This window comes from Vallitalea longa, assembly GCF_027923465.1.
GTDB classification, from domain to species: domain Bacteria; phylum Bacillota; class Clostridia; order Lachnospirales; family Vallitaleaceae; genus Vallitalea; species Vallitalea longa.
Window position 1 is genome coordinate 64,491 of record NZ_BRLB01000007.1, and the last position, 23,710, is coordinate 88,200.

Consider the following 23,710-nt stretch of genomic DNA (forward strand, 5'->3'; position numbering starts at 1 on the left):
TCTCCTTGCTAATTTTTTAGTATATGCAGTTCAATATATAATATATCAAATGTATATTTTTTTCAACCTGCAACTTAATCTACTTAATATCTCATTTGGGATACTACTACAATTATTAGCCACCTCAGTTACATAAATACTATCTCTACCATCTTTTCCAATCAAGGTAACAATATCTCCTTGTTTTACTTGAGGAACATCAGTTATATCTACAATAAGCTGATCCATACAGACTCTACCTATTATAGGAACACGGAATCCATGTATTAATACATTACCTGATTCACAAGATAGATTTCTAGGAACACCATCAGCATATCCGATAGCTATAACAGCAATCAGCATTTCTTTTTTTGCAGTAAATGTCCTTCCATAGCTAACACTTTCGTCTTTGTTTATATTTCTAACCAAAGCAACTTTAGCTCTTAGTGACAGAACAGGGCGTAAGTTAAGCTGGACTTTGGTTTTATCTCTAACTGTATCTATTGCACCATAAAGTGCAATTCCTATCCTTGCATAATTATAATCCAACTCTGGATAATTAAGAATTCCATAGCTACTTTGAACATGTACTTTAGGCAATTTAATACCTTTTACTTTTAGCTTGTCCAATAATGTATTAAAAGAATTAATCTGACCATTGCTAAATTTGATATCTTGTTCCTTAACGCTATCAGCAACACATAGGTGTGTGTATATACCACTCACATTCAAATTTTTATAATGGAACATCTCAGAAATCTTATTGATATCACTTGCATTCTCACCTATTCTATGCATTCCTGTATCTATTTTGATATGAACTTCTATAGAATATCCATATTCATCTAATTTTCCTGCATATTCATAATCTACAACTGTTTGTATTAGATTGAAAGATATGATATCTTGGATTCTTGAAACATCAGTATATCCTAGAATCAAAATATCTCCTATAATGCCATGTTTTCTCAGAGCGATACCTTCATCTATTGTGGCTACTGCAAATGATCTTATACCTATTTTATTTAAATATGTTGATACTTTTATAGCACCATGTCCGTAAGCATCTGCTTTTACAACAGCCATAAATTCACATTTATCTGACATAGTCTTCTTTAACTCAGTGACATTGTGCTTAAGATTACTATAATTAATTTCAATCCAAGCTCTATCTTTATCTTTTTCAGCTTTTCCATTATCTACGTATACACATTTTTTTTGTAGGAACATAGCAATTGATAAAGCTGATATACATGAGAGTATACTAACTATTATATAATGAACAAGATTATTGTCTATTAATAAAGATTGCATATTGGTCAGTTTAGCAATTAGACGTATACCAATAATAACCATGGGATGAATTATATAGATAATCATTGCTGTTTTTCGTAATATAATTAAAGATTTGCCTTCAAACAATATGAGCATATTAAACAGAAAAAACATAGTTGGTATCAGTAGTATATACATGCTATCATGTCTTTGAAATCTTATACCATTGATATATAATCCTTCTACAATCATAAGTAATAATGTTGTAAAAAAACCTATCATATAAAACTGTATTGAACATTGTTTTTTTCGTTTAGCAATCATTCCACCCAGTATTAAAAAGACTGGAGCAAAAAATACACCATTACGTGTAAAATCGGAAACCATGAATATATACTCATATAATCCCCTCAATGGTTTAAATGATCTGGTTAATCCGAAATAGCTATCCCCTAATAAACCTATGATGTATAGAATAATAGCTAATGCAAACGCTTTTTTATAGCCTAGTCGTTTTATCAAGTGAAATGAAATATATGCTCCTATCATTATTGCAGGCAAATACCATAAATGGTAAAGGGTACCATCAAATATGATATCTTTTAAAATATTTAACAGTAAATCATCTTGAGCAAAATAACCATTGTATATATTTATGGGTAAATACAAAATTATTGAGATACCATATAATAAACCAATCTTCTGAAGAAAACCATATAATCTTCGTTTACTTAGTTCATTGAACAAGAAAAAACCTGAAGTCATAAAAAAGAAAGGAACAGCTACTCTACCAATAATTCTCGTTAATATAAAATTGCCAATACGACTAATACTCAATAAAGGTGATGTATGAATGGCAATAACTAATAACACAGCTATGATTCTAAAATAATCTATCCCTGCATATTCCTTTTTATTCATTGGTCCTCCCTCCAAGTGGTAATAATGAACCCGTCTACATTATTACCAGAAATCATATAAGATATTTTTTCTGGTAATTCAATAGATTTATATCCATAGGATAAAATGTCTACATAAGATACTTTCATAATTTTCCCATTATGTTCATAACTAAAATATCTTTCATCATAAGGATATTCTTTTATAGTTTCAATATACTCTTCAAGTGACAAATCTAGATTATTCATTATCTGTGAATGAGGATAACCTACATAACGGAAATGCCATGGTTCATGAGCAATACCTGTAATTGATTCTTTATCTTTTTTGTAACGTTGTATAAAACCATAGTGAGGTGCTTTTTTACGAAAATAATCGCATATTCCCTCATATGGAAAGTCAGGACAAATAAAATCTATATTTTCTTGTTTTCTAGCTAAATCTATAGCTAGACCTGTTTGATGTTCGCTATGACCCGGAATGGCAACGAAATCCTTTGTAAATTTTATACCATTTTCCAATATAGAATCCTTGTAAATATTCTTTTGTTCATTTAATGAACGATAACCACTTACAGGAACTATCTCAGCCTCACATCTTATGTCTTTCATCATATAATTCAATACATTAGCTGTTCTAATCTCAAGTAGAATCTTTTGATGTCTTTCGTTCATTGGTGCAAGTTGAAGTTTATTTTTATCGCTATCAACTACAGGGTATGATTTGTTAACGAGAACTAAACTACCAGTATGAATGTCTTCTGCGTATAATTTGATTGATTCCATTATTCTATACCTATTTCAATGAGCTTGTCTAAAATATCACTAAATGACAGTCCAATTCCTTTCATCATATTTGGATAACGGCTGTGTGCTGTAAATCCAGGTATTGTATTCACTTCATTAAATATTATTCTTCCGTTATCATAGAACATATCTACTCTTGCAAATCCTTTGCAGCCTAGAGTTTTATATATTTTGGCTGCTGTTTTTTTTATTTTATCACTTTCAGTCGTACCTATTCTTACTGGCATATGAATTTTTGAACTCTTGAGTGTATATTTTTCAATGTTATCAAAGAAACCGTCGCTCAATTCTATTTCATCAACTTCGCCGATTATTAATTGTTCATTACCTAATATGGCACATCCCACTTCAAATCCATCTATATTTTCTTCAATAATCAATTCATCATCAAAAGAAAATGCTAGATCTATTGCTTCTGATAACTCTTCTTTTTTATTTACTTTGGTAATACCCAATGAAGAACCTGCTTTTAATGGTTTTACAAAAAAAGGATACTTCAAATGTTTGATTTCCGAGGATATATATTCTACATTGTCATCCTTATTGAATATTACTGAATCAGGTATATCTATACCTGCTTGCTTAACCAACTTGTGAGCTCTATTCTTATCCATACATAAAGAAGAACTCAATGTATCACATCCAATAAGTGGAATACCTGCCAACTCTATCATTCCTTGTACTGTACCGTCCTCACCGTTTTTACCATGTAATACGGGAAAAGCTGCATCAATTTCAGTAAATCTATTTTTGTTATCCGTAAATTCTATTATTCCACCAAAATCTCTATTAGGTGATATTACAACGGGTACACATTCATTTTTATTAATATGCCACGTATCATTTTCAATCTCATCAATGTTTCCATAAAATCTATACCATAAACCGTTACTAGTAATACCTATAAGAATTTTTTCATATAACTCGCTATTCAAATTTTTAATTATGGCATTAGCCGATTGTAATGATACATTATATTCTGATGAATATCCTCCAAATAAAATTGCTATTTTCTTCTTTTCCATTATTTTGACCTCTTTTCTAGTTAATTAGTAGAGCATTATTATATATATACAATATTGTCGATAAATCCCACTTGATCTTATATATAAATATATCAAATATTGGAATGTTCTTTATAAATACTTTATGAAGAAATTCTTAAGATTTTCTTTGGAAGGATTTAGAATAATTATGAATATTAATTTTATCAATAAAAAAACATAACAAAACCTACTTTAAATATAAAGTAGGTTAATTATGTTTAACATGTACTCTTATCTAGATATATTTTTTGTTTCCCCACATATTGCATTTCTTTAAGTCTAGATAATCATTATATGCTTGTTCGATAATCTGTTTTTCGTTGCTGAATTTTAGTAGATGGTAAGCTTCATGATACTTGTAGTACCCAGAATCCGTAAAAAATTCTTCTCTCTGTGGTCTGCTATAATAGCTATAGGCCTTCATTAGATACCAGTGTACGTCTTTAACAACAGTATCATTGGCAATCATAAAGGAATATTGACTCTTTCCAACATATTTAATTATATTTGCTTTAACTCCAGCTTCTTCACGTACTTCTCTTATAGCTGTATCATTATATTCTTCTTGATCTTCAACAGTACCTTTTGGTAACACCCAGCCTTCGTATTTATGTTGATAAAGTAATAATATCTTTCCTTTATGAATTACCACTCCGCCACAACTAACTGCTTCAATCATAAAAATGCCTCCTAGCTTTGGGTAATTCGTCTAAACATTTTTTTTAATTAAATGTCTCGTCTTAAAAAGTATACAATTTTTTCTAACTTTTTTCAACTGTATATTTTTAACTTACTCCATTTTGTGCTTATTAATATATAGTTCAAATAATTGCCTTGCTATGGGAGCTGCATATCTTGTACTAGTACCTGAATTCTCAACTATTACTGAAACAGCGATCTGAGGATTATCTGATGGAGCGAATCCTACATACCATGCATGAGGATATTCACCTTCATTTTCAGCAGAACCAGTTTTACCTGCTACTTGAATACCTTGTACAGCTGAAGTCTTACCAGTACCTTCACTTACTACTTTTTCCATAAATTCTTTTATCGTATCTGCTTCATCTACACTCATAAATTCTGTATAGAACTCAGGTAAATTCTTAGTTATAATTTTACCTTTTGAGTTTTCAATATGATCAATTATATAAGGTTTCATTAATATACCTCCATTAGCAACAGCTGAAGTTATTAAAGCATTATGGAAAGGCGTAATTAATGTCTCTCCTTGTCCAATAGCCGTCTCAGCTACCTTTTCAATGGAAGATTGGCTATCCAAACCAAAACTACTTTTTTTACATCCACGATATGGAATCTGACTATTGAAAAGTAATCCATTTGCTACATCCCTGTACTTCACTAAATCCAAACTTGTTCCAATATTGGCAAATGCAGTATTACACGACATTTTAAAAGCATCTTCTAGGTTTTCTTCACCATGCCAAGTATTGGAATAGCAATGTATAGTGTTCTGTCCAAAATAATCTTTACCCTTACAGATATAATTAAAATCTTTCCAATTGGGGTTCTCTCTAATATATGCTAATGCAGTTACAATTTTAAAAGTTGAACCAGGAGGATATAGTCCCATTACTGCTCTATTGATAAGAGGTGAATTCGCATCATCATTTCTTAAGTCATTATAGTTACTTTCAATATAATTAGGATTATAATCTGGTTTTGAAACCATACATAATATCTTCCCTGTAGAAGGTTCTACAGCTACAACTGCACCTTTTCTATTACCTAATAATTCATAAGCTTTTTTTTGCAAATCTGCATCAAGTGTAGTTATAACATTATCTCCAACACTTTTTTGCTTGGAGATTGACTGCACTGTTTTTTCTATAATGTTGACATTGGATTTTAATAAATCGTAATTGACCAAAGCTTCAATCCCACTTTTGTCCAGATTAGAATAACCTATTACATGGCAAAAAATATTTTCATAAGGATAAATCCTATAGGGTTTGTCCTTATCTACCATAGTTTCAGCTAATACATTACCATTAGCGTCTAATATTTTACCTCTTATAATATTTTTTTCTAATTCTTCAATACGAGGATTATAGGAATTGATGGCAATGTTATCACTATCGAACATCACAAATTTAAATATATTGAAAATCAATATTATAAAAAGTCCTATAAAAATATATGAAATATTATTCAAACTTTTATTATCTTTTCTGTTTTCTTGTTTTTTTCTTCCCATTCACTTCACCCTTTTGATTCTTTATGTGTATCCCCTCTAAAATACCTAACATTACAATAGACATTGTTAAAGATGTACCACCAGAACTTACGAAAGGTAACGTAACACCTGTAAGAGGAATAAGTTTCGTAACACCTGCAAGTATTAAAAACATCTGAAATGCAAAGGTACAACTGATTCCACTTGCTAATAACATATAAAAATTGTCTTTTGCATTTTTAGCTATCTTGATACCACATAAGAAAAACAAAGCCATAATAGCAATTAATAATATAGAAAATATATTACCAAATTCTTCAGATATCGCTGCAAAAATAATATCTGTTTCAACAGCAGGTATTATTTTTGGCATTCCTTTTGTTAATCCTTTGCCCAACCATCCCCCTGCACCTATTGCAAAAAGTGATTGTGCTATTTGATATCCTTTTCTATCAATATCCATCCATGGATTGATCCATGCTTCTACTCTATCTCTAACATGAGAATAGAATCTATAAGCAACAAAAGCTCCCAAAATACCTCCTGATAGACCTCCTAAGAAATAAAAAGGCTTATTAGTGGAAATATATATTACAGAAATGAATATTATAAAAAATATTAATGCAGTTCCTAGATCTTTTTGGTAAACCAGCAATACTATAAGTATTAATGATGGAATCGCTGCTATTACCACATGTATGATTTTATCTCTTTTTCTCATATATGCAGCTAAAAACAATATAAATAATATTTTAATTATCTCAGATGGCTGAATACTTAATTTGCCAATTAATATCCAGTTAGTTGCACCGTGTTTTTCAGTACCTACAAAAGTAACAGTAACAAGAAGTACAATAGATATCCCAATATATACCCATTCCAACTTATCGATAAAGGTTAACCTATCAATAAATATTGGCACTATGATGGCCACCAAGTAACCCAGTACAGCTATCTTAAATTGTCTATATCCTACATTATAATCTATACGTGCCAAAATAATAAATGAAATAGATAGTAAATATAATGAGGTATTCCATAATAAATAATTGTTATTATATAATTTTTTCAAAATGAACCATAATATCATAAAAAATATGACTTGTTCCACATATAGAATTAATAAATCTAATTTATTGTTTTCAGATGCACCTATTAATAGCATAAACCCTAGAAAATGTGAAACCAATAAAGTAATCCTTTGATTTTTTAAATAATATTCTTTTGTAAACGATTGTTTATTAGTTTTTTTACTTCTATCAGATTTATTGTATTTACTTCTATATATTTTGTAACATAGATAAGTAAAATATATTGCTAACAATATAAAAATAAATCTTGAAATATTAATAACCACATCTAACATATGTTTCCACCTACTCTATACCTCTTAAAAAGTGACCTCTATTGAATTCATCAATATCCAGTATACCTATTATATCTTTCGTATCATATTCGTTAACATTATATAGAATGCTATATAATAATTTTATGATTTTATAAACATAATCTTTATTTTCATTGGTAAACTCTAGCCTTAAATTACTGATACCTAGATTATTAACTTTATTTAATTGATCTAACAATATTAATGGGCTTGAATTATAAATGACATTAATACAATCAGTACATCTTCTGTCAATGAAAAATTTCTTACCATATCTATCTTTCAAATAATATTTTTTATTATTATAACATAAATTTTTGTTATTGCTACTATTATTTACTACACACTGTTTTGATACCATTAAAGGGAGATATCCATAAATCATGATTTCGGTATCATTTGTTTCCAATCCACTGATATCTTTATAATGCAATTCTGGGGATAACGTTATTATTGAAGCTTTTTCCCTCCATGCATCTATAGTCTCATTATTTATTATATTCATGTTGTAATCAATGACAATTTTTCTCTCAGTATCTTGAAGTAAATACATTTCACCATAAGTTCTAATCAAATAACCATCTATATCTAATTTCTTAATCTTATCTAATTTAGGTAAATATTTTTTTTGAATATCATAATCAAATATTCTTGGTAAAGCTATAAATATACTAGTATAGTGTTTTTTACACAGATCAATCATTTTCTTGATATCTTCTAACTCTACTAATTCACTTTCCACATACACATTCTTTACATTAAAATATTTTATTACTTCTAGTTGATCCAAATTTCTAATTAGTATATTTACATTAGCTTCATTAGTTAGCTTGTTTGGTTCAATAATCTTATGCCTATTTATTTCAATTAATTTTTTTGAATATTTCATAAGAATGCTATTTGTTAATTTTTCAATGGCATTTCTCCTTATTTTGTTTATCTCGCTAATTGGAATGAATATATCATCATCAATATCAATGTAAGTAAAATCAAATTCAAAAGGATACTCACCTGTTTTTTTTAGTTGTTTTATTATCCTATCAATGGATACAGACTGATTTTTGGCTCTTTCAATTACACACCCTGTTTCTTTAACATAATAATCGTTATATGTTAGTTCCAAAGAAATAGGAGTATTTATTCTAGCTTTAATAGTAGCCTTGACTTTTAATTTCTTATTTATCTTTATAGTATTATCATTTATTTCATTATAAGCCTTTTTATTTTTTATTCTATAGACTGAGTTACCAACCATAATATTACTATTATAATCTCTTAATGTAATAACTTTTTCATTTGAATCGTTTTTTATGGAAACACAATGGAATTGCTCATTACTTGTCCATATTTCTAATTTGTCACCTTTGTTAACCATATTATTCAACTTTATCTTAATAGTCTTATTCTTCTTATTGACATTAATAATTTCCCCAATATATACACCTTGATTATTAGGCTTTATCATTGACATCATATTCAATCTACTCTTATAGTAACCTTCAGAAAATCCACCTCTATTGTATATTTCAAGAAGTTTTTTTTCGTCTTCTTTATCTACCTTGTATTTTTCTTTATTACATAAGTATCTATCTATATACTTTCTATATATCGATGTAACAGAAGCAACATATTCCGGACTTTTCATTCTGCCCTCGATCTTAAATGAAGTTATCCCTGCTTTCATCAAATCAGGTAATAATCTAATAGTACATATATCTTTTGGACTTAACAAGTATTTCCCATTGGAGAGATTCAATCTGTTTTTCTCTTCATACAATGAATACGGTAACCTGCATGTTCCTGCACACCTACCTCTATTGCCACTTCTACCTCCTAATATGGAACTCATTAGACATTGACCTGAATATGAATAACATAATGCTCCGTGAACGAAACATTCTATTTCTGTATCTATATTATTGGTAATGTATTCTATTTCATCTAGACTTAGTTCTCTACTAAGCACTACACGTTTAAATCCTAATTCTGTAAGATATTTAACTCCGTTTAGATTATGGATTGTCATTTGGGTACTTGCATGTATTTCAAGATCATTAAATGTTTCTTTTATAAGTTTGCTGATACCATAATCTTGAACAATTATTGCATCGACTCCCGCTCCATAAATAATATTTATGTATTCAAGAAGCTTATCTATCTCTTTATCTTTAAATAGAGTATTAACAGTTATATATATCTTTACACCTCTTAGGTGGCAATAATTAATGGCTTCAATTAGTTCTTCTGTGTCAAAGTTAGAGGCATAAGCTCTAGCACTAAATTGTTTACCACCAACATATACTGCATCACATCCAGCATTTATTGCAGCAACCATACTTTCAAATGAACCTGCTGGAGATAATAATTCTGGTTTCTTATTCATAATTTAACACCTTTCTAAAAACAAAAGTAGTAATATACATTATATTACTACTCGTTTTCTAAATCAAATGTTTCTATATATTCATCTAGTTCAGCCTTGTAATTTTCCATGTCTTCTTGAAATTTATCTGCACGTTCAATTAATTCAGCTTTTTCTTTTTCTAATTTATGTATTGTTTTATTAAGTTCTTCAATTTCAAGTTCTTTTTGTTGGATTAGTTCATCTTTTAATTTAAATGATTTATTTATATCATTAGTATCTTCTTTTGCCTTAAAGTAATCATCAGCAATATTGATTGCTAATAATATAGACATCAATCTAGTATTAAGAAATTGTCCGTTTTCCGAAGCCTTTAGTTCATCTAGTTTATTATTGATATAAAGAGCCACTCTTTGAATATATTCTTCACTTTCATTTCCTGATAATGTATAGACATTACCTCCAATTATGACTTTTGTATTATTCTTCGGTGACATACTAGACCCCCTTTACTAGCATATTAAAGCTTGTTTTACTATTAGCATAACCAATAAACTATAAATATCTATTACAACATTTAGTACAGCTTCAATGGTTTAACTATTAATTATATTTAATGTTATTATAGCACAAAGAAACAATAATTGACAATTAAGAATTATTGTTCCTAAACATATATCTTTAAGTTTTATTATAACATAATAAATCTACTTTAACACGTATTAACTATAATTAAACTACATTACTTAATACATTAAGCACCTTATTATTATCCATTGTCACTCCTTCAGCATTATTCCAAGTTATAATTATTCCTTCGGCATTATTAACCTCATTCAATGTATCAACTTCAAAATATTTTATGCCATAAAGTCTTTTTGCCTCAATGACACTCATTTTCACTATTTTATACACTTCATCATGTTGACCGAATAGATAAAAATCAAAGTATCCTTTATCAATCTGTTCTTCAATGATTTTTTTTGTCATTTGTCTAACTCTACTTATCATTTTATAACTCACTACTACTTCATCATATGTTTTTAAGTCTTTTTCTTTTTTACCTAAAGGAGTAATAATGTATTTCAAAGACCTAGAGTTGATTTGTCTTACATTGATATATCCTTTATTAATCATGTCTTGTACTATGCTATTTATCAAACCAAGAGATAGACCTAATTCTTTAGCTAGTTGTCTTTGGGTCACATGTTCATTATTACTAATTTCACTTAATAATTGTAATTCTCTATCCATAATGCCCCCCTGTTATTTATATATAAATTTATAGCCTGTACTACTTATAACTACAGTTTATATCAATTGGAAATAATTGTCAATAATTTGTTAAGTATTATCATTATTATCAAAAATAATTCCAAAATGTTTATAACATAAAGGTGTAACTACCCTTCCTCTTGGTGTTCTGTTAATATAACCTAACTGAATTAAATATGGTTCATAAACATCTTCAACTGTTCCTGATTCTTCTCCGATAGTTGCTGCAAGAGTATCTAGACCTACAGGTCCTCCATTATATTTTTCTATCATAGCAAGTAACATTTTTCTATCATTCTTATCTAAACCGCTTTTATCAACATCTAATAGATCAAGTGCATAATCAGCTACTTCTTTTGTAATATCTCCCTCATACTTAACTTGAGCAAAATCCCTTACACGTTTTAGCAACCTGTTTGCAAGTCTTGGTGTTCCCCTTGATCTTCTTGCAATTTCTACAGCACCTTTCTCATCTATTTCAATATCAAGTACTTCTGCTGACCTTTTTACGATATGAGTCAGTTCATCTAGAGTATAGAATTCCAATTTATTAATTACACCAAACCTGTCTCTTAAAGGAGATGTTAAAAGTCCTATACGAGTTGTTGCACCAACTAATGTAAATTTAGGAAGGTCAAGCCTTATAGATCTTGCTGATGGACCTTTTCCAATGACTATGTCAATAACGAAATCTTCCATGGCAGGATACATAACTTCCTCTACCTGTCTATTGAGTCTATGTATTTCATCAATAAATAGTATATCTCCCTCTTGCAGATTATTGAGTATCGCTGCCATATCTCCTGGTTTCTCTATAGCCGGACCAGAAGTTATTTTCAGATTGACTCCCATTTCATTTGCTATGATGCATGATAAAGTGGTTTTTCCTAATCCTGGAGGACCATATAGTAATACATGATCTAATGGTTCCTCTCTAAGCTTAGCTGCCTCTATAAATACTTTCATATTTTCTTTTGCTTTCGCTTGTCCTATATAATCTGATAGTAATTTAGGTCTCAGATTCTGTTCTATCTTAAGATCTTCATCAATTAGTTCCGTTGTTATTATTCTTTTATCCATTATCAATTGACTCCTTTGACGGCCATTAAAAGTTTGCTAATTTTCCTAATGCACCTTTAATAATTTCTTCTACAGTTGTTGTCTCTGTTATATTAACTGTTCTTACAGCTTTCACTGCTTCAGTACTTGTATATCCAAGAGCAACTAATGCCGCAATTGCATCATTTTTAACAGTAGATGATAATGTGACTTGACTATTATCAACTTCTGAACTTACATTATCCATGTAATCTTTCAGTTTCAATTTATCCTTTAGCTCCAATATTAATTTTTGAGCTGTTTTCTTGCCTATACCAGGTGCTTTAGATATAGTTTTTACATCATCAGCAATAACAGCAAATCTCAATTCATCAGGAGTAATAGTAGATAATACACCCAGAGCCCCTTTCGGTCCTATACCATTAACTGTTATTAACTTCTTGAATACTTCTAGATCATCTCTTGTCAGAAATCCATATAATAACATAGCATCTTCACGAACGTATAAATAAGTATGCATTTTAACACTTTCACCAATACTAGGTAAATTCTGCATTGCTGATATAGATATTTTTATCTCATAGCCTATATTTTGAGCCTCAATAATTATAAAATCATCACCAATATATTCTAGAGTTCCTTTTATGTACGAAATCAATTTACCACCTACTTTTACAATATTGTGTTAGGAACGTTTGTTCCTATTATACTTGATTTTGCCATTCATTACAAGTTTTACTAAAACATTCAATTAAATATTTTTTACTTAATGAACTTTGACTAACTGATATTCAATTTGGTAATAACTATAATATATTTTAATACATTCTAGGAGGGATTACACTTGTATGAATATGACTCATATTGGATTAAATCAACACCTACTACGAATTATGATGAACTAGTAGAAGATGTTTCTGTAGACTGTGTTGTCATTGGAGGCGGTATTACAGGAATTACTACTGCTTTTCTTTTGCAACAACAAGGTCTCAAAACGATTATAATAGAAAAAGAAAAAATATGTCTAGGAACTACTGGACATACAACTGGTAAAATAACTTCCCAACATAATCTAATTTACTCATATCTTATAGACAATTTTGGTGAAAAATTAGCGAAACAATATGCTGATGCTAATCAACAAGCAATAAGGTTCATTATTGATTTGGTAGGTAAATATAATATTGACTGTGATCTTAATATAGAACCATCTTACGTCTATACTACAGATGAATATAACAATATTTTAATCAACAAAGAACTAGTGGCGGCACTAAGCCTAGGTTTGCCTGCGGAATTTGTTGACTCTACTGACCTTCCTTTTGGTATTGACGGAGGAATACGTTTTTTGGAACAGGCTCAATTTCATCCAAGAAAATACATCTTAGAATTAGCACGTCTTTTTGTGAAAAACGGGGGTAAGATATATGAAAATACACAAGCTATAGATATTGACCCCAAAAAGAGTATTGTAACTACTGATTCTAATACGATTACTGCTAATAACATAATTATAGCCACTCACTATCCTTTTTTCTCAAAAGGTCATTTATATTTTGCTAGAATGTCACCTTATACTTCATATGTTATAGGTATTGATGGCAAATCCAAGTTAAAAAAAGGAATGTATATAAGCTGTGATAGAAATACTCGTTCTTTTAGATATACAGAAGATGCCAATGATAGATTATTACTAATAGGTGGTCAAACTCATAAAACCGGTCAGAGTGAAAATGAAGATGAAAATAATAATTATAAGATCCTCATGGATTATGCTAATGAATTATACTGTGATGTAACTATGCAATGTAAATGGTCTGCCCAAGATTATATCACCATAGACAAAATTCCTTATATTGGTTTATTGAATGAAGATTATAATAATATTTATGTAGCAACAGGATATGGTAAATGGGGGATGACCAATGGTACAGTAGCAGCTATGATCATAAAGGATTTAATAGTAGAAGGTACTAACCCTTGGCAAGATATTTTTAATCCTTCACGTACTTTTACAATGGACAGTATTAAAAATATGTTTACTGACTCAGTAAATTCTGGCAGTGAATTCATAACTAGTAGATATAAAGTAACTTCTGAAGAAATTGACAGGATAAAACCAACTGAAGGTATAGTTATTAAAGTTAACAATAGAACCATTGGTGCTTATCGTGATGAGAATAATAAATTATATTTAGTAGACACTACTTGTCCACATATGAAATGCAAATTACAATTTAATGATGCTGAAAAAACATGGGATTGCCCATGTCATGGTTCACGTTTTAATTATGATGGAACATTTATAGATGGTCCGGCTAATGAAAATCTAAAAAGAATTGAATTGGATGTTGATGATTATGAAGAAGAATAAACTGTATAAACTTTATAATCCCATTTGTGTACAAGGTAATATAAATAAAAGGCATTATTTTGAAGGTTGGTATTACAAATGTGTAGATGCTGACAATAATTATTCTTGTTCATTTATCCCAGGGTTTTCAACTAGTAATAACCATTATAAACGTCATGCATTCATTCAGTTCATTGACAATTCGAATAATTTCCCAATATACATTCCATATCCGATAAAATCATTTTCATACTCTGATAAACCCTTTGTTATTAATATTGGTAACTGTATTTTTTCACAATCCCGAATAATAGTTAATATTGAACATATCCATTATAATATTAAAGGTAAAATTATTCTTGGCGAATTTACAGATATAAAAAGAAATGTAAAGTTACCTACAATTATGGGATATTATCGATATATTCCGTTTATGGAATGCTTTCACAGCTTGATTAGTTTATCTCATTCTCTGAAAGGTTATCTGAATGTTAACGGCAAGGTTATCAATTTTAATAATGGTACCGGATATCTAGAAAAAGATTTCGGTACATCTTTTCCAAAACAGTGGGTGTGGATACATTCAAATACATTTGCAAACAGCAATACAAGTTTAATGTGTTCCATAGCATCTATACCTTTTGTCAAACGGACTTTTACAGGATTAATATGTGTAGTATATGTTAATGGTAAAGAATATAGATTCGCAACCTATCTAAATGCTAGAATAAAGAAATTGCTGTGTTCGAGAAATAAGCTACATGTAGAGATTACTCAAGGTAATTACACATTGCAGATAAATACCTTTTGTAGTAATAACAATATACTCACAGCACCTAAAAATGGAGATATGAATAGGAAAATCATCGAAAGTATGTCTGCAAAAATCAAAGTAAAATTAATTCATAGTAATAATATTGTTTTAGAAGATATTTCTTGTAATGGATGTGTGGAATATAATTAATATTCCACACTTTTTAGACTGATTCATTAGTAATCTTATTAACTATGTCATTTACAATACATTTAACAGGCTTACTTATATTTTTAGGCAAATTGTTAACATCAAAAAATCTAATGTCTTTACTTTCTATTCCATCTATTTTTATTTTGCCTTCGTATGTTCTAGTATAATAAGTTATGCAAATATAATATACCTCATCTCCATTGGGATAAGTGTAATGTTGATCTTCACCGGAATAAATATTAAATAGCTTAAGATCATAAGCTGTCAATCCAGTTTCTTCGAATACTTCTCTTCTTGCAGCTTCTTCTACTGTTTCTCCTAATTCTATAACACCACCAGGTAGTCCCCAAGTATCATTATCAGTCCTATGTTGCATCAGGAACCTATTATTATTATCAATTAAGACAGCACCTGATGTACTGAGTATTATAGGTCTATTACCAACCTCTTTTCTTAATTCATGTATGTAATCACTCATTGTATACCTCCATAGTTCATATTCTTATAGTAACCTAATCAAATATTGGTTCAAGTATATCTGTTTCTCTTGCTTCAAAGCACATTTTAATCTGATCTTTAGTATTTCTACCTACAGACAGTTCAGGTAGATTTTCATATTCAAAAAACTTTGCATTTGATGTCTCTAAATTGTCAGTATACCTACCATCTATATAATCACATTCAACAAATATCTTATATATGGCATATGGATAATCATCTTTGATATATTTATTTCTATCAAGAACAGCTATAATACGTTTTGGATCTACATTAGCTCCAGCTTCTTCCATAGATTCCTTTTTCGCATTTTCGGATATACTTAAATCTATATCAGCATATCCTCCTGGCATTGACCATCTTTTATCTTTCTTTTCATTAACTAACAGTATCTTGCCATTCTTGAATATAGCAGCTCTAACGTCTATTTTAGGAGTTTGGTATCCTGATTCGTTAGCAAATAATGTTCTAATCTTGTCATTACTTAACTCTGTATATTCACTCATTATTTCTATACTGATGTTCCTTATTTTTTCAAATCTTTCAATATCAAATTCATTTTTGGAAAATGCTAATCCTGACTGAGCTATCGATTGTAATTGTTTAGCCCATTGTAACCACTTGTTATTCATTTTGCTCCTCCTATCCTAACTAAAAATTATATATGTATAAATTCATGATAGAATTCATCATTTTATTTAGATTTTTATCGCAATATATTTTTTATTATATATATATTTGTCTTTTTTGTATATAGCGTAAATCAATTATATGATATATATATTAGGATATTATTTGGGAAAAATGGGGAAAATACAAATAATAATATTATTATAATGATTATTAATCATATCCAGATATGGTATTAGAGTGAAAAACATAGATATCTATTAATTTTTCCCTTTCAATATGCTAATATATATAATATAATGATTAGGTAGATTTTCAATAATATTAATCTTACTTAACAAACTAATATTGAACTTATTCATATATCAATTATATTAAGTTCATAAAAAGTTAAAATATTAAATATAATTAATTATAATTATATGGACAGGAGAATTATAATGAGTAAAGAAAATAATAACAACTGTAATTGCAATAATGAACACAATTCAAAGCATGAGGATTGCCATTGTCATGACCATGAGGAAAATTGTTGCAATCACGAGCATGAACATGATCATGAGACTATAACATTGACTCTTGACAATGACGAAACTCTTGAATGCTTAGTTTTGGGGGTATTCGAAGCAAACAATAATGAGTATATTGCTTTACTTCCAGAGGATGAGGATGACGTTCTTCTTTATAAATATATAGCATCCAGTGATGATGATATCGAACTTGATAATATTGAAGATGATGATGAATTTGATATAGTATCCAAAACATTTATGCAGCTTATTGAAGAAGAAGAAGACGATTCTATAGATGATGACCAATAAATTTCACATAAAGCTAAAGTTGTCAAATATATGACAACTTTAGCTTTAAATAAATTACTTATTATAATAATCTTTGTCTATATAAATTTTATTTTTATATTATTTATATAACAGATATATTATTCTCTTATTTGTCCATTTCCATAAATCACATATTTTGATGTTGTCAATTCTTTTAACCCCATAGGACCTCTAGCATGAAGTTTTTGGGTGCTGATACCAATCTCAGCTCCAAAACCGAATTCAAAACCATCTGTGAACCTAGTAGAAGCATTAACATAAACAGCTGCTGCATCAATCTCATTCAAAAATCTTCTTGCATTAGAATAATTTTCAGTAATAATTGATTCAGAATGTTTAGTATTATATTTATTAATATGTTCAATCGCTTCATCTATATTGTTAACAACTTTAATTGATATCTTATAGTCTAAGTATTCTTTTCCATAATCTTCTTCAGAAGCAGGTTCAATGTCTTGTACAATTGATTTCGCTATAGGATCTCCTACAATAGCCACATTATGTTCTCTAAGTTTTTTACATGCTGTAGGTAAAAATTTCGCTGCTATGTCCGTATGGACTACAATACTTTCACATGCATTACATACTCCAGGTCTCTGAGTCTTAGCATTAACCAAAATATTCACTGCCATCTCCAAATCAGCATATTCGTCTACATATAAATGGCAATTACCTACTCCAGTTTCAATTACAGGAACTGTCGAATTATTTACAACAGCTTGAATAAGTCCAGCTCCTCCTCTTGGAATCAATACATCCAGATATTCATTAAGTTTCATCATTTTTGTTGCTGATTCTCTACTAGTATCTTCAATGAGTGACACAGCATCACTAGGCATGTTAACACTAATTAAAGCATTTTTAATGATTTCTATGATTTTGAGGTTAGAATTTATAGCTTCTTTACCTCCTCTAAGAATTACAGCATTACCAGTTTTAAAACATAATGCGAAAGCATCTACGGTAACGTTAGGTCTTGCTTCATATATAATTCCTATAACACCAAGTGGTACAATCTTTTTCCCTATTTCAAGACCGTTAGGTCTTTTTTTCATCCACATTACTTCACCAATAGGATCATCTAGTTGAATAATCTTCATAATACCTTCAGCCATAGATTTTATACGATTAGAATCAAGAGTCAATCTATCAACCAAAGAACCTTTCACACCATTTTTTTCTGCATTTGACACATCAATTTTATTAGCTTCAATTATATCCTTTTCGTTTAATAATATGGCATCAGCAACTGCTTTCAACCCTTTGTTTTTATCATTTGAAGATAATTGTGCCAGTGTAAAACTAGATTTTTTTGCTTTTTGACCTTTTATGTTTAATTCATTCATGTCAATTCACCTCTGTTAATTTATTTTACTGTTAAATAGTAAAGGAATCTATTAAATAACTTGTAACTCTGTAAAAATATAATCTGGTTTAACATCATAAACATCAGATGGAATCATATCCAGTAACTGGTAGTCATAACATATAGCAATATTTATAAAAACTTCTCTATATTTAAACAAATATCTATCATAATAACCGCCGCCAAAACCAATTCTATTTTTAGTTTTATCGAATACCACTCCAGGCATTATAAAAAGAGTTTTATTTGATGGTACTGCTTCTATTAAAGTACTAGGTTCCAATATATTGAATTTACCTTTTCTTAAATCTTTTGTAGAATTAATATAATAGAATTTAATGATTCCCTTTTTTTCTACCTTAGGGACAGCTACTGTTTTATTATCTTCCCATGCTTTTTCAATAATCTTAATAGTATCAACTTCATTAAAATTACTTACGTATATAAACAATTCATTACATTCTTTATATAACTCACTGGTTATTATTTTATTATATATAACCATACTTCTATTAATCACATCATCCTTAGACATTTTTTTACGTCTATCTAGATAGCATTCCCTTATTTCTTTTTTAGTCATTTTTATGTTTAGGCTTTAACGGAGTTATATTGCCTTTTTCATCTTTTAATTTAATGGTATTCATTGTGCTTTTAAAATTTTTTCTTACAGATTCTAGATATTCTTCTCTAAGGAGTGATTGTTCGATTTTTTCTTCATCAGTAAGCCCTTCGATTTTGTTTTTTTTATATAACTCATTAATACGGTCTATTTTTTTCTTTTCCATATTTTCCTCCTGTCATTTACTACTAATCATTCATTGCAGTTATATATTTATTATGTCTATTCTAATCTCAAATACGTAACTAATCAAGCTTTTCTTATAAAATATTATTATGATGCCCCTTATTTTATTTTTTTTTATATTATAATTGTATTTTTTCACAGCTAATATCAAATAATAACTATAGTCCAACAATATTATATAAACTTGGAGTGAATAAGATGAATAGAAAAATTATTATACCATTTATATTATTAATAATGGTCATTACTGGTTGTTCAAATAGTGAACAAAAAGAAAACGAAACAAATTCTACTCTTGTAAATAAATCATTAAAATACCAATTAGTAAATATTACTGATGAAATTATTGACCTTCTAGAACAAAAAGATTATATAAAATGTTATGAAGAACTAATTAATTTCCATGAAAAAGCCAATGAAGTTGGAATATATTATATTACCGATAATGATGAAAATGCAGTAGATTTCAAAGCCTTAATTAATGATCTAAGTAAAAACATAACTGATGAAGCTAATAAACAAAAGATTCAGAAAGTTGCTATTGATGTTGAAAAGAGTCAAATCAAACTTATCACACAAATGTCTTCCCAACAGGGCTCTCAAGGTGGAGAAGAAGAATCACAGGGGCAAGATACTTCTAAATCAAGTGGTTCTAGTAGTGGTGATGGTGAAAGTAGTGGTGAATCATCTGGTAGTGGTTCATCCAGTACAGCAGGAGAAGAAAATAAATCTGAAGAAGAAGAAAAACCAGAAGAAATCATTTTACCGCAAGAAGAGTTGTTAAAAGAATATCCTGAACTAGTAACAACTGATAATGATTTAGCTATACAAAATAAAGCAGCTGACCTTTATAAATATTGTAGTTATGTTCTGACTCTAGAAGAAAAAGATAAAAAAGCTGGACTTATAAAATTAAAATATTATCTATATAAAATTAAATATCTAGCTCAATTAAAGAAATTTGATGACATTAATGGTTTTTATACAAAATTAGAAAGTGAATGGAAAAAAGAATCTGAAAATGCTAAAAAAGTTAGTGAAAAAGATGCTAAGATATTGAGTTCAATAATAGATAACTTAATGAGTCAAGTACAAGAAAAAAATATACCTGTAATAGAAATATCTAACAAGATTGCAGTTAAATCAATTAATAGTTTGATAGATAAAACCAGCTAGAAATTAATTAGTAGTAAATAATATTTATATTATAAAACTTGAAATTAAAAGAATTTAAAATTAAAGGATTATATTACTTCTCTTTTCATTTCTTAAACGAAAAGCTTTAATAGGAAATATAAATAACTCTACCTATCAATGTATTTAGTAATTATAATCCTTTAGTATTTTTAATTTAATGATAAAATTCAAAGTACTATTTTGCTATGAATAAAGTACCGATCTCTTCTCCGTAAATTATTTTTTCAATAACATTATCAACACTGGCATTCGCAATAACCATATCTATCCCATTGCTAGTAGCTATTTTGGCTGCACTAATCTTAGTTGCCATACCGCCTGTGCCATTAACCGTACCAGCACCACCAGCCATATGTTGAATGTTGTCTGTAATCTCCGTAACATGAGGAATAAGTTTAGCATCATCATTTTTTCTAGGATCCGAATCATATAGACCATTTATATCGGATAATAAAATCAATAAATCAGCACTAACTAATTTACCAACTATTGCAGATAATGTATCATTATCACCATACACTATTTCTTCAGTTGCAACCGTATCATTTTCATTAACAATCGGTATTGCTCCCATTTTCAATAACGTATTAAGAGTATTCTGTGCATTTTGTCTTCTTACTGGCTGGTCAATCAAATTTTTAGTAATTAGTATCTGGGCTACATGTTGATTATATTCACTAAATATCTTTTGATATATCATCATCAAATTTGCTTGTCCTACAGCTGCAACAGCTTGTTTTTCTTCTAAACAATTGGGTCTATTAGGTAAATTCATGGTTTTGGTTCCAACAGCAATAGCACCTGATGTTACTAGAATAACATCTTTACCCATATTTTTCAGATCCGTTATTTCTCTAATAAGTCTCTCTAATCGAAAATAATTTATTTCACCTGTTTCCTCATATGTCAATGAAGAAGAACCAACTTTAACTATTATTTTCTTTTTGTCTCTTAACTTCTCGCGTATATTCATTAATAATTCCACCTTATATTCTGCAGTAATTTATGTAATTTATCATAACTTTATTGTATTACAATAATAAACTTCTTCTATTTTACATGACATAGGTAAAATAATCAAGGAAAATAAGTTCCATTATCATTATTTTATTGTTATAATGTATTTATGGAAAAATAAGGTTCCAAATATAAAAGAGAGGTGATATCTTATGGACATTAATAAGGCAATCAAACAACTTAATGATATCGACTATAAATTACATGCAATTAATCATGCAGGAGCACTTATACATTGGGATGCTTCAACAGGTGCACCAAAAAATAGCGTAGAAGGCAGAGCAAAAACTTTATCCATACTAGCAGGAGAAGCATATAAAACTATCGTGAACGATGAGTTCAATGAACTATTAACTTATCTAGAAAATCATAAAAGCGAACTTGATTATGTAACTATGAGAAAAGCAGAAGAATTCCGTGATGAATATGATAGAACAGCTAAATTACCACAACAACTTGTAATTGACTATACAGAAGTTCAAGCAAAAGCAAGTGCTGCATGGGAAGATGCAAAGCTAAATAACGATTTTTCAACTTTTGCTCCACATCTTGAGAAAGTTATTGAATTCAATAAAAAGTTTATTGAATATAGAGGATATAAGAAACACCCATATAATACTTTATTAGATGATTATGAAAAAGGTTTGACTACAGATATTTTAGATGAATTTTTTAGTCAATTGAAAAATAGTATTGTCCCTCTAGTTTCCAAGATAAAAGAATCAAAAGTTGAAATTGATGATAGCTTCATCAAAAAGAATTATCCTATAGGAAAACAAAAAGAACTTAATAAAAGTATCTTAGAGCAATTAGGGTTCAATATGGATTCTGGTATCATGGCAGAAAGTGAACACCCTTTTACTACTAACTTCGATAGAAACGATGTAAGAATCACTACACATTATTTTGAAAACAATTTGCTACCAGCATTGTTCAGTACAATACATGAAGGCGGACACGCCATTTATGAACAAAACATAGGAGAAGAATTGAATTTCTCGACTCTAGGTACTGGAACTTCCATGGGAATACATGAATCCCAATCACGTTTCTTTGAGAATGTTATCGGAAGGTCAAAACCATTTATTGAATTCTTATATCCTATAGTAAAAGAAACATTTCCTGATAATTTGAAAGATGTATCATGTGAAGATATGTATTTGGCAGCTAATAAAACAGAAGAATCATTAATTAGAACCGATTCCGATGAATTGACTTATTCTCTACATATCATGATAAGATACGAAATAGAAAAATTATTATTCGAAAATAAGGTTCTAGTCAAAGACTTACCAGAACTATGGAATAAGAAGTATGAAGAATATATGGGAATTGTACCTCCAAATGATGCTGAAGGTATATTACAGGATGTACATTGGTCTGAAGGACTTTTTGGATATTTCCCTTCATATGCATTAGGTAATGCTTATGCTTCACAATTAACACATACCATGAAAAAATCAATAGATTTTGATGATGACCTAAAAAATGGTAATCTAGCAAACATAAGGAATTGGTTAAGAGATAATGTTCATAAATACGGAAGGTTACTTACACCATCTCAGATAATTGAAAAAGCAACAGGTGAGTCCCTCAATGCAAAATATTATACTGATTATTTAGAAGAAAAATATAGCAAGATATATGAACTATAATCATTAATACCTATGGTACAAAAGCCAATCTAGTAATTGATACTGGATTGGCTTTTTATAAAGGTAAGATATTTTTATCAAGATTAAC

General features: G+C 29.1%; 22 protein-coding genes. 5 read left to right on the plus strand and 17 right to left on the minus strand.

All coding sequences use genetic code 11. The features are described from left to right. Positions 1 to 45 precede the first annotated feature (45 nt). The 11 genes from vanT to ruvA form a co-directional block, all read right to left on the minus strand. On the minus strand, positions 46 to 2,178 hold the full coding sequence (vanT, locus tag QMG30_RS12670) for a serine racemase VanT catalytic subunit (RefSeq protein ID WP_281815900.1): 2,133 nt from the start codon (positions 2,176 to 2,178) through the stop codon (positions 46 to 48). Beyond that, on the minus strand, positions 2,175 to 2,942 hold the full coding sequence (locus QMG30_RS12675) for a M15 family metallopeptidase (protein ID WP_281815903.1): 768 nt from the start codon (positions 2,940 to 2,942) through the stop codon (positions 2,175 to 2,177). Before QMG30_RS12675 ends, vanT begins: the two co-directional genes overlap by 4 nt. Continuing rightward, positions 2,942 to 3,988, minus strand: coding sequence for a D-alanine--D-serine ligase VanG (vanG, locus tag QMG30_RS12680; protein ID WP_281815904.1), 1,047 nt, complete (start codon positions 3,986 to 3,988; stop codon positions 2,942 to 2,944). The genes QMG30_RS12675 and vanG overlap by 1 nt, the downstream gene beginning before the upstream one ends. 256 nt (positions 3,989 to 4,244) lie before the next feature. Continuing rightward, positions 4,245 to 4,688: an NUDIX hydrolase gene (locus tag QMG30_RS12685; RefSeq protein ID WP_281815905.1), complete on the minus strand. Its 444-nt coding sequence runs from the start codon at positions 4,686 to 4,688 to the stop codon at positions 4,245 to 4,247. A 111-nt stretch (positions 4,689 to 4,799) separates the two neighbouring features. Further along, positions 4,800 to 6,227: a peptidoglycan D,D-transpeptidase FtsI family protein gene (locus tag QMG30_RS12690; protein ID WP_281815908.1), complete on the minus strand. Its 1,428-nt coding sequence runs from the start codon at positions 6,225 to 6,227 to the stop codon at positions 4,800 to 4,802. Beyond that, positions 6,193 to 7,572, minus strand: coding sequence for an FtsW/RodA/SpoVE family cell cycle protein (locus QMG30_RS12695; protein WP_281815909.1), 1,380 nt, complete (start codon positions 7,570 to 7,572; stop codon positions 6,193 to 6,195). The genes QMG30_RS12690 and QMG30_RS12695 overlap by 35 nt, the downstream gene beginning before the upstream one ends. A 10-nt stretch (positions 7,573 to 7,582) precedes the next feature. Continuing rightward, a complete protein-coding gene (locus QMG30_RS12700; RefSeq protein WP_281815911.1) occupies positions 7,583 to 9,976 on the minus strand; it encodes a U32 family peptidase in 2,394 nt (797 codons plus the stop codon). A 47-nt stretch (positions 9,977 to 10,023) separates the two neighbouring features. Further along, positions 10,024 to 10,452 carry a cell division protein ZapA gene (locus QMG30_RS12705; RefSeq protein ID WP_281815914.1) on the minus strand — a complete coding sequence of 143 codons (429 nt, stop codon included), beginning with the start codon at positions 10,450 to 10,452 and terminating at the stop codon, positions 10,024 to 10,026. Positions 10,453 to 10,687: 235 nt separating this feature from the next. Beyond that, positions 10,688 to 11,209 carry a winged helix-turn-helix transcriptional regulator gene (locus QMG30_RS12710; protein WP_281815916.1) on the minus strand — a complete coding sequence of 174 codons (522 nt, stop codon included), beginning with the start codon at positions 11,207 to 11,209 and terminating at the stop codon, positions 10,688 to 10,690. A 90-nt stretch (positions 11,210 to 11,299) separates the two neighbouring features. After that, on the minus strand, positions 11,300 to 12,310 hold the full coding sequence (gene ruvB, locus QMG30_RS12715; protein ID WP_281815917.1) for a Holliday junction branch migration DNA helicase RuvB: 1,011 nt from the start codon (positions 12,308 to 12,310) through the stop codon (positions 11,300 to 11,302). A gap of 25 nt (positions 12,311 to 12,335) precedes the next feature. Then, positions 12,336 to 12,947, minus strand: a complete 612-nt coding sequence (gene ruvA, locus QMG30_RS12720; RefSeq protein ID WP_281815920.1) for a Holliday junction branch migration protein RuvA — start codon at positions 12,945 to 12,947, stop codon at positions 12,336 to 12,338. A 186-nt stretch (positions 12,948 to 13,133) separates the two neighbouring features. Between ruvA and QMG30_RS12725 the strand changes: the two genes are divergently transcribed. Continuing rightward, positions 13,134 to 14,663 (plus strand): FAD-dependent oxidoreductase, encoded by a 1,530-nt coding sequence (locus QMG30_RS12725; protein WP_281815921.1) that lies wholly within the window; start codon positions 13,134 to 13,136, stop codon positions 14,661 to 14,663. Continuing rightward, positions 14,650 to 15,606, plus strand: a complete 957-nt coding sequence (locus tag QMG30_RS12730) for a tocopherol cyclase family protein (RefSeq protein WP_281815922.1) — start codon at positions 14,650 to 14,652, stop codon at positions 15,604 to 15,606. The genes QMG30_RS12725 and QMG30_RS12730 overlap by 14 nt, the downstream gene beginning before the upstream one ends. Positions 15,607 to 15,619: 13 nt before the next feature. On the opposite strand, the gene QMG30_RS12735 is transcribed toward QMG30_RS12730, so the two are convergent. Then, positions 15,620 to 16,087, minus strand: a complete 468-nt coding sequence (locus QMG30_RS12735) for an NUDIX hydrolase (RefSeq protein ID WP_281815924.1) — start codon at positions 16,085 to 16,087, stop codon at positions 15,620 to 15,622. Positions 16,088 to 16,121: 34 nt separating this feature from the next. After that, positions 16,122 to 16,739, minus strand: coding sequence for an NUDIX hydrolase (locus QMG30_RS12740; protein ID WP_281815925.1), 618 nt, complete (start codon positions 16,737 to 16,739; stop codon positions 16,122 to 16,124). A gap of 438 nt (positions 16,740 to 17,177) precedes the next feature. On the opposite strand from QMG30_RS12740, the gene QMG30_RS12745 reads away from it, so the two are divergent. Further along, on the plus strand, positions 17,178 to 17,558 hold the full coding sequence (locus tag QMG30_RS12745) for a DUF1292 domain-containing protein (RefSeq protein ID WP_281815926.1): 381 nt from the start codon (positions 17,178 to 17,180) through the stop codon (positions 17,556 to 17,558). A 119-nt stretch (positions 17,559 to 17,677) separates the two neighbouring features. Here the strand turns inward: QMG30_RS12745 and QMG30_RS12750 are convergent, their stop codons facing one another. Genes QMG30_RS12750 through QMG30_RS12760 form a run of 3 tightly spaced genes read right to left on the minus strand, consistent with a single transcriptional unit; the run spans position 17,678 to position 19,733 of the window. Continuing rightward, positions 17,678 to 18,925: a glutamate-5-semialdehyde dehydrogenase gene (locus QMG30_RS12750; RefSeq protein WP_281815927.1), complete on the minus strand. Its 1,248-nt coding sequence runs from the start codon at positions 18,923 to 18,925 to the stop codon at positions 17,678 to 17,680. Positions 18,926 to 18,976: 51 nt separating this feature from the next. Beyond that, positions 18,977 to 19,528, minus strand: coding sequence for a 5-formyltetrahydrofolate cyclo-ligase (locus QMG30_RS12755; protein WP_281815929.1), 552 nt, complete (start codon positions 19,526 to 19,528; stop codon positions 18,977 to 18,979). Continuing rightward, a complete protein-coding gene (locus QMG30_RS12760; RefSeq protein WP_281815930.1) occupies positions 19,521 to 19,733 on the minus strand; it encodes a DUF896 domain-containing protein in 213 nt (70 codons plus the stop codon). Before QMG30_RS12760 ends, QMG30_RS12755 begins: the two co-directional genes overlap by 8 nt. Before the next feature lie 218 nt (positions 19,734 to 19,951). On the opposite strand from QMG30_RS12760, the gene QMG30_RS12765 reads away from it, so the two are divergent. Continuing rightward, a complete protein-coding gene (locus tag QMG30_RS12765; RefSeq protein ID WP_281815933.1) occupies positions 19,952 to 20,929 on the plus strand; it encodes a hypothetical protein in 978 nt (325 codons plus the stop codon). A 196-nt stretch (positions 20,930 to 21,125) separates the two neighbouring features. Here QMG30_RS12765 and proB read toward each other — a convergent pair whose 3' ends face one another. After that, positions 21,126 to 21,923: a glutamate 5-kinase gene (gene proB, locus QMG30_RS12770; protein ID WP_281815934.1), complete on the minus strand. Its 798-nt coding sequence runs from the start codon at positions 21,921 to 21,923 to the stop codon at positions 21,126 to 21,128. A gap of 196 nt (positions 21,924 to 22,119) precedes the next feature. Between proB and QMG30_RS12775 the strand changes: the two genes are divergently transcribed. Beyond that, a complete protein-coding gene (locus QMG30_RS12775; RefSeq protein ID WP_281815935.1) occupies positions 22,120 to 23,622 on the plus strand; it encodes a carboxypeptidase M32 in 1,503 nt (500 codons plus the stop codon). Positions 23,623 to 23,710: the final 88 nt, after the last annotated feature.

Bases quoted from the DNA above. Each gene is read 5' to 3' on its own strand.
- QMG30_RS12765 (WP_281815933.1), top strand. From the start codon at position 19,952: ATGAATAGAAAAATTATTATACCATTTATATTATTAATAATGGTCATT.
- QMG30_RS12730 (WP_281815922.1), top strand. From the start codon at position 14,650: ATGAAGAAGAATAAACTGTATAAACTTTATAATCCCATTTGTGTACAA.
- QMG30_RS12740 (WP_281815925.1), bottom strand. From the start codon at position 16,739: ATGAATAACAAGTGGTTACAATGGGCTAAACAATTACAATCGATAGCT.
- ruvB (WP_281815917.1), bottom strand. From the start codon at position 12,310: ATGGATAAAAGAATAATAACAACGGAACTAATTGATGAAGATCTTAAG.
- vanT (WP_281815900.1), bottom strand. From the start codon at position 2,178: ATGAATAAAAAGGAATATGCAGGGATAGATTATTTTAGAATCATAGCT.
- QMG30_RS12755 (WP_281815929.1), bottom strand. From the start codon at position 19,528: ATGACTAAAAAAGAAATAAGGGAATGCTATCTAGATAGACGTAAAAAA.
- QMG30_RS12675 (WP_281815903.1), bottom strand. From the start codon at position 2,942: ATGGAATCAATCAAATTATACGCAGAAGACATTCATACTGGTAGTTTA.
- QMG30_RS12690 (WP_281815908.1), bottom strand. From the start codon at position 6,227: ATGGGAAGAAAAAAACAAGAAAACAGAAAAGATAATAAAAGTTTGAAT.
- proB (WP_281815934.1), bottom strand. From the start codon at position 21,923: ATGAATATACGCGAGAAGTTAAGAGACAAAAAGAAAATAATAGTTAAA.
- QMG30_RS12705 (WP_281815914.1), bottom strand. From the start codon at position 10,452: ATGTCACCGAAGAATAATACAAAAGTCATAATTGGAGGTAATGTCTAT.
- QMG30_RS12735 (WP_281815924.1), bottom strand. From the start codon at position 16,087: ATGAGTGATTACATACATGAATTAAGAAAAGAGGTTGGTAATAGACCT.
- QMG30_RS12745 (WP_281815926.1), top strand. From the start codon at position 17,178: ATGAGTAAAGAAAATAATAACAACTGTAATTGCAATAATGAACACAAT.
- QMG30_RS12685 (WP_281815905.1), bottom strand. From the start codon at position 4,688: ATGATTGAAGCAGTTAGTTGTGGCGGAGTGGTAATTCATAAAGGAAAG.
- vanG (WP_281815904.1), bottom strand. From the start codon at position 3,988: ATGGAAAAGAAGAAAATAGCAATTTTATTTGGAGGATATTCATCAGAA.
- QMG30_RS12750 (WP_281815927.1), bottom strand. From the start codon at position 18,925: ATGAATGAATTAAACATAAAAGGTCAAAAAGCAAAAAAATCTAGTTTT.
- QMG30_RS12695 (WP_281815909.1), bottom strand. From the start codon at position 7,572: ATGTTAGATGTGGTTATTAATATTTCAAGATTTATTTTTATATTGTTA.
- QMG30_RS12760 (WP_281815930.1), bottom strand. From the start codon at position 19,733: ATGGAAAAGAAAAAAATAGACCGTATTAATGAGTTATATAAAAAAAAC.
- QMG30_RS12775 (WP_281815935.1), top strand. From the start codon at position 22,120: ATGGACATTAATAAGGCAATCAAACAACTTAATGATATCGACTATAAA.
- QMG30_RS12700 (WP_281815911.1), bottom strand. From the start codon at position 9,976: ATGAATAAGAAACCAGAATTATTATCTCCAGCAGGTTCATTTGAAAGT.
- QMG30_RS12710 (WP_281815916.1), bottom strand. From the start codon at position 11,209: ATGGATAGAGAATTACAATTATTAAGTGAAATTAGTAATAATGAACAT.